The sequence below is a fragment of the Streptomyces sp. BE20 genome, assembly GCF_036322525.1.
Taxonomy (GTDB): domain Bacteria; phylum Actinomycetota; class Actinomycetes; order Streptomycetales; family Streptomycetaceae; genus Kitasatospora.
In genome coordinates, this window is record NZ_JAQYWW010001104.1 from 1 (window position 1) to 13280 (window position 13280).

Annotated in this window: 12 protein-coding genes; 7 read left to right on the forward strand and 5 right to left on the reverse strand. The window is 72.8% G+C overall.

Annotated features, from left to right (window positions below):
- The 5 genes from PUR61_RS33220 to PUR61_RS33240 all read left to right on the forward strand — a co-directional run.
- Window positions 1-1890, forward strand: a 1890-nt coding sequence (locus tag PUR61_RS33220; protein WP_329883229.1) for a transglycosylase domain-containing protein, incomplete at its 5' end; no start/stop codon positions are given.
- 363 nt (window positions 1891-2253) lie between these two features.
- Window positions 2254-2400 (forward strand): hypothetical protein, encoded by a 147-nt coding sequence (locus tag PUR61_RS33225; RefSeq protein WP_329883230.1) that lies wholly within the window; start codon window positions 2254-2256, stop codon window positions 2398-2400.
- Window positions 2401-2524: 124 nt separating this feature from the next.
- Window positions 2525-3787 carry a hypothetical protein gene (locus tag PUR61_RS33230; RefSeq protein ID WP_329883239.1) on the forward strand — a complete coding sequence of 421 codons (1263 nt, stop codon included), beginning with the start codon at window positions 2525-2527 and terminating at the stop codon, window positions 3785-3787.
- Window positions 3784-4296, forward strand: coding sequence for a hypothetical protein (locus tag PUR61_RS33235; RefSeq protein ID WP_329883231.1), 513 nt, complete (start codon window positions 3784-3786; stop codon window positions 4294-4296). The genes PUR61_RS33230 and PUR61_RS33235 overlap by 4 nt, the downstream gene beginning before the upstream one ends.
- Window positions 4293-5639 (forward strand): MFS transporter, encoded by a 1347-nt coding sequence (locus PUR61_RS33240; protein WP_329883232.1) that lies wholly within the window; start codon window positions 4293-4295, stop codon window positions 5637-5639. Before PUR61_RS33235 ends, PUR61_RS33240 begins: the two co-directional genes overlap by 4 nt.
- A gap of 248 nt (window positions 5640-5887) precedes the next feature.
- Here the strand turns inward: PUR61_RS33240 and PUR61_RS33245 are convergent, their stop codons facing one another.
- The 5 genes from PUR61_RS33245 to PUR61_RS33265 form a co-directional block, all read right to left on the reverse strand.
- Complete coding sequence (locus PUR61_RS33245) at window positions 5888-6955, reverse strand: AI-2E family transporter (RefSeq protein WP_329883233.1); 1068 nt, start codon at window positions 6953-6955, stop codon at window positions 5888-5890.
- A 254-nt stretch (window positions 6956-7209) separates the two neighbouring features.
- Window positions 7210-8592 carry a PP2C family protein-serine/threonine phosphatase gene (locus PUR61_RS33250; protein ID WP_329883234.1) on the reverse strand — a complete coding sequence of 461 codons (1383 nt, stop codon included), beginning with the start codon at window positions 8590-8592 and terminating at the stop codon, window positions 7210-7212.
- A 181-nt stretch (window positions 8593-8773) separates the two neighbouring features.
- Complete coding sequence (locus PUR61_RS33255) at window positions 8774-9232, reverse strand: hydrolase (RefSeq protein ID WP_329883235.1); 459 nt, start codon at window positions 9230-9232, stop codon at window positions 8774-8776.
- Between the two features lie 85 nt (window positions 9233-9317).
- Window positions 9318-9911, reverse strand: a complete 594-nt coding sequence (locus tag PUR61_RS33260) for a hypothetical protein (protein ID WP_329883236.1) — start codon at window positions 9909-9911, stop codon at window positions 9318-9320.
- 425 nt (window positions 9912-10336) lie between these two features.
- Window positions 10337-10780, reverse strand: coding sequence for a hypothetical protein (locus tag PUR61_RS33265; RefSeq protein WP_329883237.1), 444 nt, complete (start codon window positions 10778-10780; stop codon window positions 10337-10339).
- A gap of 366 nt (window positions 10781-11146) precedes the next feature.
- Here PUR61_RS33265 and PUR61_RS33270 point away from each other — a divergent pair, with 366 nt between their 5' ends.
- Complete coding sequence (locus PUR61_RS33270) at window positions 11147-12211, forward strand: Gfo/Idh/MocA family protein (RefSeq protein ID WP_329883238.1); 1065 nt, start codon at window positions 11147-11149, stop codon at window positions 12209-12211.
- Between the two features lie 920 nt (window positions 12212-13131).
- A partial coding sequence (locus tag PUR61_RS33275; protein ID WP_329883240.1) for an NAD-dependent epimerase/dehydratase family protein occupies window positions 13132-13280 on the forward strand: 149 nt, incomplete at its 3' end.

Genomic DNA, 13280 nt, shown 5'->3' on the forward strand with positions numbered 1-13280 from the left:
ACCGTCCTCGCCGCCGACCAGATGTCGCCGTACATGCGGCAGGCCCAGGTCGACATCGAGGACGCCCGCTTCTACGAGCACGGCGCCGTCGACCTCAAGGGCGTGCTCCGCGCGATCAGCAAGAACGCGGAGAGCGGCACCGCCTCCCAGGGCGCCTCGACGCTGACCCAGCAGTACGTGAAGAACGTCAACGTCGAACTGGCCGGCGACGACCAGGCCGCCGTCAAAGAGGCGCAGCGCAAGACCCTGGGGCGCAAGATCCAGGAGCTGAAGATCTCGATCAAGCTGGAGGAGGACCTGACCAAGGACCAGATCCTCACCGACTACCTCAACATCACGTACTACGGAAACTCCGCCTACGGTGTGGAGGCCGCCGCCCAGCGGTACTTCAGCAAGAGCAACAAGGACCTGACGATCGCCGAGGCCGCCACCCTGGCCGGCCTGGTGCAGAACCCGTCGGCCTACGACCCGAAGCTGCACCCGCAGGCCGCGCAGATCCGGCGCGACGTGGTGATCGACAAGATGGTCGAGAACAAACACATCACCGCGGACCAGGCCAAGGAGGCCAAGGCCGCCCCGCTGGGCCTCCAGTTCAAGACCCCGCAGAACGGCTGTATCACCGCCCAGGCCGGCATGGGCTTCTTCTGCGACTACATCAAGCACGTGGTCAAGCAGGACCCGGCCTTCGGCAAGAACGCCGCCGACCGGAAGAAGGTCTGGGACCAGGGCGGCCTGAACATCCACACCACCCTCGACCCCGACAAGCAGGCCGCCGCCCAGGCCGCGGTGAGCAACAACGTGCGGGTCACCGACACCGTCTCGGCCGCCGCCACCATGGTCGAGCCCGGCACCGGCAAGATCCTCGCCATGGCCCAGACCCGGCCGTACGGCCTGGACACGAAGAAGAACCAGACCGTCGTCAACCTCAACGTCGACGCGGCCATGGGCGGCGGCAACGGCTTCCAGCCCGGGTCCACGTTCAAGCCCGTCGTCGCAGCGGCGGGGCTGGAGGCGGGGCTGTCCTCGACGCAGGAGTACTCCTCCCCGAACAAGCTCGACTACCCGACGATGAAGACGTGCGAGGGGACCTGGAAGAACACCACCCGGCCCAAGGCGGTGGTGCCCAACGAGTCCGCGAACGAGAAGGGCCCCTACCAGCTGAAGAAGGCGATGGCGCTGTCCATCAACACCTACTTCGTGCAGATGGAGGAGGAGATCGGACTCTGCCGCGTCAAGCAGATGGCCAACAAGCTCGGCATCACCGGCCGGGCCAGCGGCCAGCCCCTGGAGGAGGTTCCCGCGATGGGCCTGGGCGTCGGGGAGGTGAGCCCGCTGACCATGGCGAACGTCTACGCCACGTTCGCCGCCCAGGGCAAGCACTGCACCCCGACCTCGATCAACAAGATCACCACGGTGGACGGCAAGGACGTCCCCGTCCCGGTCGGTGCCTGCGAGCAGGTGTTCTCCGAGACGACGGCGCAGATCCTGAACACCATCCTGAACGGCGTGACCGCGGACGGAACCGGCGCGGCCCTCAACCTGGAGGGCGACCGGCCGATCGCCGGCAAGACCGGCACCTCGGACCACAAGAAGGCCGCCTGGTTCAGCGGTTACACCCCGCAGCTCGCCACCGCCGTCTGGCTCGGCGGCCCCAACGGCGGTGTCGAGATGCGGGACATCACCATCAACGGCAAGCACCGCATCGAGGTGTTCGGCGCCGACGGCCCCGGGCCGATCTGGCGCGACGCCATGAACCTGGCCCTGCGGGGCGCGCCCAAGCAGTCCCTGCAGATGGTCGACATCCCCGACCCGGCGCCCAAGCCCGACCCGAGCGCCACCGAGACCCCCTCGGGCCCACCGTCCACCAGCCCGCCGGCCACCCAGCGCTGACAACGGCGATCTCCGCGGCGGCGCCGACAGGTCCGTTCGAGGGCGCCGCCCTCGACGCACCGGGCAACGAGGCCGTGCGCGCCTGCGTCGGCCGGGCCGTCCGGGAACACCTCGGCCGGTGGCCGGAGGAGCACCCGGAACGGGCCGCAGCCGTCGTCGGCCGCATCGTCCGGAGCGCCCGCCGGGACCGACCGGCGACGGACCTGACGGGCAGGATCCCGGCCGCGCCGACGAGTATCGGCCAGTCGAACCCGAACGATGTCCAATTACCTTGCATTGACACTGCCTTGACCATCATTTTAATGTCGGCACGGCGGCGTCGGACGACGCCGCCGGCTACCCCGACACACCTCGGAGGTCCGAATGGAACAGCTCATCAAGAAGATGACCCAGGACGACAAGTGGAAGGGCTGGGTCGCCGCCAACTCCGCGCAGAACGCCAAGGACGGCTGCATCAGCGTGGCCAAGTCCGGCTGCATCAGCGTCGCGAAGTCCGGCTGTATCTCCTGACGCACCACCCGCACGACGTGGGCCGGGCCGGCGCACCGCGCCGGCCCGGCCTCCGCCCGCAGACCCACGCCGGCACCTCACGGCAGCGGGCCGCCGATGCTCCGCGTACTCACCGGAGGTGACAGTGAACGGCCAGCCGACCGCCGAGGTGGTCGACCGGATCAGGGACATTCCGATCTACCGGGCCTCGATCGAGCAGGGCCACTTCCCCATTCTGGAGAAGCCCGAGATTGCGCGCGGATTCCCGGACAACTGGATGACTCCGGCCCTCGCCGCCGCGCTCGAAGCCGGCCAGGCGGAGTTCGTACTCTCCACGGGCACGAATCACGCAAGAATGCAGATCATCCGCCCGCCGTACTTCCTGCTGAACTCCTACTACCGGCTGTGGAGCGAGCACCCCGAAATCGCCGCGACCTGGGAGCAGGGCTGCCGACGGGTCTCCCTCACCACCGTCCTGGCCACCGAGCACGTCGCCCGGGTCAACGCCAGGAAGCGGGGGGAGGACCCGGCCCCCGAGCCGGCCCTGAGCGACCGGTGGCTCGACGACCGCACCGTCTACCTCAACCTCCGCCTGGACCCGGCCCGGTGGCAGCGGGCGGACGTCGAACGGATGCTCGGGGAGATCGAGGAGGCGCGGCTGGCCCACCCGGAGGGCCGCTACCACCTCGACTGCTCCGGCTACCACCTCGCCCACCTGGTGCGGAAGGCCGTCGAGTGGGGCCTGTGGGAGAGGTTCCCGCAGCCGGCCAGCATCGTCCACGCCTACGAGTACACCCCGGTGAACGTGGTCCGGTACCTGCGGGCACACTTCGACTGCCCGATCGTGGACCTGTTCGGCAGCACCGAGCTCGGCTACCTGTACTACAGCGACCGGACCGGCCGGTACCGCCCGTACCTCGACCGGATGAGCGTCGAACTCCTCCCGGTCGCCCCGGGCAGCGAGATCTACAGCCTCATCGTGACGAGCGTGCGGAACCCGTACATGCCGCTGGTCCGCTACCGCTCGGGGGACTGCGTCCGCACGCTGGACGGCAGCCCGGACCCGGACCGCATCGCCCGGTTCTGCGGCCGGGAGAAGGAGCTCCTCACCTCCCCCCGCGGGCCGGTCGCGCAGGGCGACCTCGACGACCTCGTCGGCGGCGTCGCGCCCCGGATCTTCCTGCACCGCCTGCACGTGGGCGGCCCCGACGACGAGGCCGTGCTGCGCTGCACCACCTTCGACGGCTCCCCTCTCGACCCGGCCGAGGCCGAGGCCCTGGCCGACGGCGTCCGGCGGCTCACCGGACGGCGATGTCACGTCGAGCACCGAGAGCACCTGCCGATCGGCAAGTCGGGCAAGTACGCCTGGCTCGCGACGGACGGCCGACCAGCGGACGGAGAAGCATGACCACCCAGGCCCACGTCTCGGCCGACGACCTCAAGGCCCTGCTCGGCGACGTCCTGCACGCCGAGGCGGTCGCGTACACGGCCGACCGGACCGGCGTGACCCCGGCCGAGGCCGAGCGCCAGGTCACCGAGTGCCTGCGCTACCTCTACCTCGTCTCCCGCTACCGCGAGGAGCTCGCCGGACTCTTCCTCCCCGTCGAGCAGGACATCGACGAGATCTGGCACTACCTCATCCTGCAGACCCGCGAGTACCGGGTCCTGTGCGAGGAGCGCCTGCCGGGCGGGTTCTTCATCAACCACCGCAGCATCGCCTACGAGGCGTACCAGGAGGAGCCCGGCCGGGAGCGGGCGGCCGAGGAGGCCCTGCGCTGGATCCCCCTGTACTGCCGGGAGTTCGGCCCCTTCGACGAGGGGACGCCGGCCCACTGGACCATCGTCCGCTACCTGCACGAGGACATGGAGATGTCGCTGGAGGAGATCTCGGCGCTCCGCCCGCTGGCGTCCGCATGACGCTCCCGTCCTCGGCCTCCTCCTCCGCCTCCTCGCCGACCGTCGCGGATTCCGGCCGTCCGCCCGAACACCCGGCCCAGCGGCGGGTCCTGACCGTCCTGGTGATCTCCCAGGTGGTCAGCGGCGCCGGGCTCACCGCGGGCATCGTGGTGGGTGCGCTGCTCGCCGAGGAGATGCTCGGGTCGACCGGGCTGGCCGGCATCCCGAGCGCCCTGTTCACCGGCGGGTCCATGCTCGGAGCGCTGGGTATCGGCCGCCTCTGCCAGCGCCGGGGGAGGCGGCCGGGGCTCGGTCTCGGCTACGCGGTCGGCGCCCTGGGCAGCATCGGCGTGGTGGCGGCGGTGGCCGCCGACAACGTGCCGCTGCTGCTCGTCTCGCTCCTGGTCTACGGCGCCGGCACCGCCACCAATCTGCTCGCCCGGTACGCGGGCGCCGACCTCGCCTCGCCGGACCGTCGCGGCCGGGCCCTGAGCCGGGTCCTGCTCGCCGCGACGCTCGGCGCGGTCGCCGGCCCCAACCTGGTGACCGTCACCGGCGACGTGGCGCAGGCCTGGGGGATCCCGCGCCTGGCCGGCCCGTTCCTGCTGGCCGCCTTCGGGTACGCGGCGGCCGCCGCCGTCCTGGGCACGCTGCTGCGGCCCGACCCGCTCCACCTGGCACGCGCACAGGCGGCGGAGCGCGAGAACGCGGCGGCGCGGGAGAACGCGCGGACGGCGAAGGAGCCGGACGGGAGCGGTGCGGTCGCCGCCGAGGACCGGACGGCACGCGGGCCCGGCGTCGCGACCGGACTGTGGGTCATGCTGCTCGGCCAGGTGGTCAAGGTCGCCATCATGACGATGACACCCGTCCACCTGGCCGCCCACGGGCACGGCACCGGCGCGACCGGGCTCGTCATCTCGCTGCACATCGGCGCCATGTTCCTGCCGTCCCCGCTCAGCGGCATGCTCGTCGACCGCCTGGGCGCGCTGCCGGTCGCCGCCGCCTCCGGCGTCACCCTCTGCGCCGCCGCCGTCCTCGCGGGCATGGCGCCGACGGACTCGGTGGCCGTCCTGGCCGGGGCGCTGGTCCTGGCCGGGGTGGCCTGGAACCTCGGCCTGGTCAGCGGCACGGCCATCGTCACCGCGGCCGTGCCGCCCACGAGGAGCGCCTCCACCCAAGGGCTGGTCGACGTCGGCCTGGCGGTCGCGGGCAGCACCGGCGGGCTGCTCTCCGGTCTGGTCGTCACGGCCGGCGGTTACAGCACGCTGGCACTGGGCGGCGCCGTCGTCGCCCTCCTGGTCCTCCCCGTGGCCGCCCGGGCGGCCCGCGACACCCGGGCCGCCCGGACCGTCCACGCCGGGTAGTGGCCCGCCGCGCACCGGACCGGCGGCGGGCCACCGGAGCCACCGCACGAACGAGGCGCGGTTCTGCACGGTCATCGCCACCGTGATCGCCTCGACCGACCCTGAACCGAAAGATCTTCGGCGCCCGTCGGTGAGAGGTGGTCAGTCGGGGCGGTGAGAACCGCAAGATTTCCTGCCACGCACCACGCACCACGCGCGCCCGGCGGCGCGGTGCCCCGGCCGAGGTCCGGAGCCGCGGCTCCGGACCGTCAGGGCGCGCGCTGCGCCACCGGATGCGGGCGGCGCAGCTCCGCGTAGACCGACCAGACCACCGAGACCACGGGGACGGCGACGACGGCGCCGATCACCCCCGCCGCGATACTGCCCGCGAGCACCGAGACGGCGACCACCACCGGGTGCAGGCTGACCGCCCGGCTCATGACCAGGGGGTGGAGCAGATGCCCCTCGATCTGACCGATCACCACGATCAGCAGCAGCACCACAACGGCGGTCACCGGCCCACGCGCGGCCAGGGCCACGAGAGAGGCGACCAGCATCGCGATCGGCGAGCCGACCAATGGGACGAAGGAGGCGAGGAACTCCAGCACGGTCAGCGGCAGGGCGAGCGGCACGTCCAGGAGGAACAGCGAGACGCCGACCATGACGGCGTTGCTCGCGGCGACGACGAAGATGCCCCGGGTGTAGCCGGCGAAGGTCCGCCAGGCCGCCCGGCCGCCCCGGTCGAGGCGGTCCGCCGCGGCGGACGGCAGCTGGGCGGACGTCCACCGCCACATCCGCTCGCCGGAGTGCAGGAAGAACACCGACATGAACAGGGCGAGCGCAGCGCCCGTGGCCAGCTCGATCGCCCGGTGGGCGCCGCTGACGGCCGTGCTGATCAGGGTCGAACGGTGGCGGGCCGCGAAGTCGGAGACCTTGTGTTCGAGGTCGTCGAAGGCCGTCGGACCGAGGTGCAGGGGTCGCCCCTGCAGCAGCTTCTCCAGCCGGTCCAGACCGCCCTGGAACTCCCGGGTCAGGCGGGCCATGTCGTTCGCCACCGTCTCCCCGATCAGCGCGAGCAGGCCGACGGGCACCAGGAGCGCCACCGCCAGGCCGACCAGCACGGCGAGCGGGCGCGGAACGGCACGGGCGGCCAGGTCGACCAGCGGCCGGACCACCGAAGTGATCACCAGCGCGAGGAAGGCGGCGAGCGTGATCAGGTGGAACCGGCCCAGCACCGTCAGCACCAGGTACGCGGCCACCGCGACGACGAGCAGCCGCCACGCGTAGTCCGACAGGCGGCGCAGCCCCCGGCCCGCGCCCCCGCCGCCGTCCGCCACGGGGATCGGCCGACGGGGCCCGGGCCGTCTCACCGGCATGCCGCACCGCCGACGGCCGCACACCGGAGGCGGGCCCCGGGCCCGAAGGCGCCGACGGCGACCGCCCGGGCGCCGCCGGCCCGGTCCTCGGGGCCGGACGGGTGCCCGTCCGGCCCCGAGGACCGGGCGTGGCACCGGGAACAGCTGGGGTGCGAAAACGGCATGCCCTCTGCATAGCGGCTGGTCCGCTCCCCGGGCAGTTCCCGCGCCGACGGTCACCCGCCCCACGGGCGATCCCACGAGCTCCCACCGCACCACGTCGCGTCGATACTCCCGCTCCTCGCGACCCTCTGCCGGGCGCCCGGCAGACCTACGGTACGAGCACGTGGCGGTACCAGCGGCGGTGCACCAGGGGTTCGACGCACAGCACGGCGGCGCCCGCGGCCACGCCGACCAGCTGGGAGGGCCAGCCTCCGCCGTTGACCAGGGCACCGAGGCAGGCAGCGGCGACGGCGACGGGCCTCAGCAGGGTCAGCGGCCCCAGGCCGACGACCATCGCGAGCGTGCCGGCGCGGAACGGCAGGAGGAAGTACGCGGCCAGGGAGAGCAGGACGGCGGCGGCGTAGAACGCGAGCGGGACGAGGAAGCCTGTGCCTCCGGCCGTCAGCTGCTCGTACGTCCGCACCCGGTCCGGCCGACGGTCGGAGCGAGAAGGTGTGGACGGAACGGGGCGCGCCGGAGAGACCCGCCAGGCCCAACGGCGGCTCGCTGGTGCGGGCCAGGGCATCGGCCACCACCTCCCGGCCGCGGATCAGCAACGGTGGCGGGTGGCCGCAGGTCGCCCAGTGCAGGGTGCCGGTCGCGAGGTCGAGCCTGGCGAAGACGCCCGTGACGAAGCGGTCGGGGAACCACCGCTGGATGGCGTCGTCGATGGTGGCGACGAGGTCGGGCAGGTCGGCGCCGTTGCGGCGGGCGTTGCGGCACGCGGCGAGGGCCACGGCGGCGGTCAGGCCGGACGCGAGGTCGTGCCCCATCGCGTCCAGGACCGCCGCGTGCAGCACACCCTCGGCCAGCGAGTGGTCGAAGGCGTCACCGCCCAGGTCGTAGGCGGGTTCCAGGACGGCGGTCGAGATGACCTGGCTGTTGGAGACGGTGCGGACGGGGAGGAACGCGCGGAGCATCTCGGCGGGCAGGCTCATGGTCTCCGCCCGGGTGCTGCGGGCGTAGCTGTCGCTGGTGTCCCGTTTGGAGGTGATCACCATGGCCGTCATCGCCGCGAGGAGCCTGCACCGCCGCAGCCCGCCGGCGTCGAGGCCGGTGGTCCGGACACCGAGCACGCCGAGCCGCTCGGCACCGTCGACCAGGGGCAGCCAGGCGAGCAGTGTGTCGGCCCCGTCCTCACCGACCCGCAGTGCCCCGGTGCGGTACGCCCAGCCGGCGAGGGTCCCGTCGATCGGCAGGTTGGCGCCGCCGGCCAGCGGGAACAGCTGGTTCTGCTGGATGTCGGCGAGGTAGACCGTGCTGGATCCGAGGCCGAGGGCCTGCGTGTACCGCTGGGCGATGGTGGGCACGTCGGCGGGGTCCAGCGTGCGTCTGGCAGTGAGGAACTCCTCCAGCAGTTGTTCGCCCAGGTTCAGTGGCAAGGTCTCGTCGGCCATCGTCCCAGCCGATCCCGCGCACCGCACGGCCGTCGGCCGACACGGCGGAGCCGGCCCGAGGTTCGCCCGTACCAGGTCCGGATCTCACCCGATCGGCGCACAGCCGGGACGGATCGCCGGTGCGGGGGTGGTGCCTCGGGGACGCCGCGGGGACGCCGCGCCGGGCCGGACGGGGGTCCCCTCAGCCGCGCCCGGCATCGAGATGCGACCCGCGTACCCGCTTGATGCCGACCAGGACCCGGTAGCGGTCGCGCGCGCCGAACTCGGCCAGACGCCAGACCACCGGGCGGCCCACCTCCGCGCACAGGTGCAGGACGGTGTCCCCGCCCGCGCAGACTCCGACGTGCGCCCCGTAGGCGTCGTCGGTCGCGTTGAAGAGGAGCAGGTCCAGCGGGCGCGGGGTGCTGACCCGCCGGGTGGCGTCCCGGTCCTCCCACAGGTCGCTGGAGCGCAACGGCGGGACGACGCGGCCGAAGTGGGCGAGCACCGCGTAGGCGTAGAGCTGGCAGTTCGCCCCGGCGGCGAGGCCGGGGCGCTCGGCAACGGCGGGTGAGCCGGGGTGGCGGGCGCCGACGTACGGGACGTCCCACAGGAGCTGGGGCAGGGTGAGGGCCGGCTGCGGCGTCGGGTCGGGGGGCACGGGGCACCACGCTAGCCGCTGCCCGCGCCGCGGAAGGCGGCGCACCCGGTCGGGCCGGGCGCGGGGGCACCGGTCCGGAGGGGCGTCAGTCCTCCAGCAGGCGGCCGATGAGCTCGGTCGCCGAACCGGCCTCCGCGTCCTCGGCGGCGCACCGCACGTCGAACGCGGCGTCCCTGGCCCTCGACAGGGCCTCGGCGTCCCGGCTCCCGTCGAGGAACGACGACCGCTTCGGCGCGAGGTGCATGAGCACCCGGTCGTCGCTCCAGTCCACGGTGGCCGTCAGGAGCCCGCCGTCGTCCCCGGCCATGAAGGCGGTCATGCCGCGCAGGGCGGTGAACGCCCAGACCAGCGCGGGGAGACGGAAGTCGACCCGGGCCTCGAAGTCGAGCGTGAGCGAGCCGGAGTCCTCGTCGAACCCGACCGTCAGGCAGCCGTCGCCGTCGAGACCGCGCAGCAGACCCGCGTAGTCGCCGTCGATCCAGCGGTCGCACTCCCGGACGGCACCGGCCAGCTCCGCGCGGTACCGGCGCCGCACGTCGCCGTCGTTCCAGGCCTCGCAGATGCCGGTCCAGTCGTCCTCCGCCCAGGTGGAGGCGGGGGCGACCGGCGCTCGCAGGTAGGCCGACAGCCGTGGCCGCGCGATGGCCGTCGCAGCCGACATCATGACGTACTGGGACATCCGTTCCCCCGGTGGTGAACTTCTGCGGCGCGTCGACTTCGTTTCCGTCAATTCCGCTTCCGGCGATTCTGCCCGGGTCGATCCGCCCGCGTCGATCCCCTCGGCGAGCGGCAGGGCGGCGAGCGGGCCCGGCGAGCAGGCAGGGCGGCGCACCGCACTCGCGCACCGGCAAGGATCATCCGGACCGGCATGCCCGACCTCGTGAGGAACGGCACCGCCGCAGGACGTGCGGCCCCTCCTCGGGGTCCGCACCGCCCGCCGTTGCCCAGGCAGGGCCCGGTGGCGGCGTTCCTGATCCGGGCTCCCCCGCCGTCCGGGAGCAGCTGCCAGGCTGCTCGGGCCGAGCCCGGCCGGGCCTCGCGGGGAGCACCCGGGCGTTCCGTTCGGCCGCGCCCGTCGGGGGCTCGGCCGGCGGTCCGCGAAGCTCACGAACCGCCGACGATGCGCCAGGCGACGCGCTTGCGGGCAGTGCTCCCGCACGCCACGTGCAGGGCGTCCTCGATCAGCCTGACCTGCTCGCGGACGGCCCTCGCCCAGGCCTGCTCGCGGACGTACGCCTCGATCGTCTCGGCGTCGTCCCTGCGGCGCGGCACACCGATCAGGGCGGTGCGCAGGGCCTTGAGACCGGCCTGCATGGCGAGCACCTCGGCGTCCAGGTAGAGGCGGAGCATGCAGGCCAGCTCCAGCGGGTTCCGGTGGAACACCTCCTCGTGACGCCACCGAGCCGGGGCGAGGTCGAGCAGCCAGTCCTTCGCCGACTGTTCGAACTCCGGGCTGCCGGGGCGGCGCACGGCACCCGGCCAGCGGGCCGAGGACGATCGGGCCGGCCTGGGCCTGGGCACCCCGTCGGGTGCTTCGCTGCGCGTCATGGTTCATCACCCCAGGTGCCATGGGACCGTTCCCCGCCGCTTCGCACCTCGTCCGTCCGGCGGCTGCCGGGCGGACGGAGGCCCGGGGTGTCCGGTCGGCCGGAACGGACGTGGAGCGACCGCCGTGCCGTCCCAGCCCGGGCGATTCGGGTGCGATGAGTCTCAGACCTGTGACCTGCGCTGTCAAGCAACGCCGTCCGGTTCGCACGGACCGGGAGCGGGTGGTCCTCGTACCGGTCCGGCCTCGGCGATCCCGGAGGCAGCCGGCGCGTACCGTGGGGCAGTCGATTGCGCGGGGGGAGGCGGTCCGGACTCCGTCGCGGGTCCCTTGCGCATCGCCTTCGCCTGTCAACCGAGAGGAACCCCATGACGCAGGACCGGTCGGCCACCGCAGACGAGACGGCAGGCCCCGTGCTGCCCGCACCCCGGACCCCCTCTCCTCGCGAAGCACCGGCGCTGAACTGGGGAGTGATAGCCCCGGGCGGGATCGCGGGCTACTTCACGGAGGCGCTGCAGAAGTACACCCGGCAGAAGGTCGTGGCGGTCGGCTCGCGCGACGCCGAGCGTGCCCGCGCCTTCGCCGACCGGTTCGGCATCCCTGCGGCCTACGGGAGTTACGCCGGTCTCGTCCAGGACAGCCAGGTCGACATCGTCTACGTGGCATCGCCGCACTCGGGCCATTTCGAGCACGCCATGCAGGCGATCGAGGCGGGCAAGCACGTCCTCGTGGAGAAGGCGTTCACGCGCAACGCCCGCGAGGCCGAGCAGTTGATCGAAGCGGCCCGCAAGCGCGGGGTGTTCCTCATGGAGGCGATGTGGACGCGCTTCCTGCCGCACATCGACGTGGTCCGCCAGGCACTCGCGTCGGGGCTGCTCGGTGAGGTGCACACCGTCATGGCCGACCACGGGCAGCGGATGGACCCCGACCCGTCGCACCGCCTCTTCGCGCCCGAGCTGGCGGGCGGCGCGCTCCTCGACCTCGGCGTGTACCCGGTCTCCTTCGCCTCGATGGTGCTGGGGCCTCTCACCTCGGTCACGGCGGTGGGCACGAAGACCTTCACCGGCGTCGACGGCCAGGCGTCGATCGTCGTCACCGCCGGGTCCGGAGCACACGGCGTGTTGAACACGACGCTCTTCGCCCGTACCCCGACCACGGCGTCGATCTCGGGAACGCACGCCCGACTGGAGATCGACAGCCCCTTCTACGGATCCGCCGGGGTCCGTCTCATCGGCCGGGACAACCGGCTGCTCGACACGTTCGTCCCCTCCCAGCGCGACGGGGGCCTGTGCTACCAGGCCGCCGAAGCGGCCCGGTGCATCAGTGCCGGGCGGCTGGAGTCCGAGCTGATGCCGCTCGCCGAGTCACTGGCCGTCATGCACGCCCTGGACGACGTTCGCCGCGACCTGGAGGTCGTCTTCCCCGGCGAGTGACCGGCCCCGGAGCACCGGGCCAGTCCAGCGGAGCATGCGACTCGCGGTCGAGAGCGGTGCGCCCGCGGGAGCGGGGTGCGGTGCGGCGGCCGGACAGGGCACTCGACGACGGGGCCGGGTCGACGCCGCACCGCTCGCCCGCCACGGCCCGTTCTGGAGACGGGTTCAACCCGGTGCTTCCGCACGCCCCTGTGTGTGCCGTGTGCGCCCGCGAGCGGGCGGGGAGGACGGACCTGTGCCGCACGGCCGTCCGCCGTCGGCAGTCGGAAGCCGGGCTCGGAGGGGGTGCCGGGCGGCCCGCTCGTCTCGACCCCGAAGCCCGGGAGCTGCTCTTCCACTGCGCCGGCAACGGCCTGATCGTCGCCGAGACACATGGGAAGCACGGCACGAGGGATCCGCACGTGGCACGCGGGCCCGGGGTGGGCCGCCGCCCGCCCGGCCGGCCCCACCCTGACGGCAGGCCACAGAACCCACCCACTCAACATGTTGCTTTACGTTAGATCATGTTGAACTATGGTGGTGCACTCACCCCCTCGGGCCGCGGCCCCTCGGGGGTGGGCGTCGGTGGCGCCGCCGCACTGCCCCAGCCGGCGGCGCCCCCTCATGACTCCGCCCGGGCCGGGGCATTCTGTGCTCGGCCGTCGCAACGTGGCGGCGGCCGAGCTCCGGTGACGGGCGGGCGCGGAACTCCGTGAGGGTCGGAGGAGTCCGCGACCTCGGGGCCGGCGACTTCGCGCGGCATGCCGAAGCCGCCGGCCCGTCGTACGAAGGTGGCCGCCTCCGAGCGCCCGGCGTCGGCCGGACCTCTGGATTCGTGGATCGAATATGTGACCCACCCTTGTTTTATCGTGATGTTTTCTGTTTGATTGTGTTTATCTCAAGGATGGCCGGATGCCACCCTTCCCCCTGGAGGTCTCGTCATGAGCAGGTACCTGGTCACGGGTGGCGCCGGCTATGTCGGCAGTGTGGTGGCCGCCCACCTGCTGGAGGCGGGTCACCAGGTGACCGTCCTGGACGATCTCTCCACGGGCTTCCGTGCGGGCGTGCCGTCCGGTGCGGAGTTCGTCGA

Bases quoted from the DNA above. Each gene is read 5' to 3' on its own strand.
- PUR61_RS33250 (WP_329883234.1), bottom strand. From the start codon at position 8,592: ATGGCCGACGAGACCTTGCCACTGAACCTGGGCGAACAACTGCTGGAG.
- PUR61_RS33225 (WP_329883230.1), top strand. From the start codon at position 2,254: ATGGAACAGCTCATCAAGAAGATGACCCAGGACGACAAGTGGAAGGGC.
- PUR61_RS33235 (WP_329883231.1), top strand. From the start codon at position 3,784: ATGACCACCCAGGCCCACGTCTCGGCCGACGACCTCAAGGCCCTGCTC.
- PUR61_RS33260 (WP_329883236.1), bottom strand. From the start codon at position 9,911: ATGTCCCAGTACGTCATGATGTCGGCTGCGACGGCCATCGCGCGGCCA.
- PUR61_RS33265 (WP_329883237.1), bottom strand. From the start codon at position 10,780: ATGACGCGCAGCGAAGCACCCGACGGGGTGCCCAGGCCCAGGCCGGCC.
- PUR61_RS33240 (WP_329883232.1), top strand. From the start codon at position 4,293: ATGACGCTCCCGTCCTCGGCCTCCTCCTCCGCCTCCTCGCCGACCGTC.
- PUR61_RS33270 (WP_329883238.1), top strand. From the start codon at position 11,147: ATGACGCAGGACCGGTCGGCCACCGCAGACGAGACGGCAGGCCCCGTG.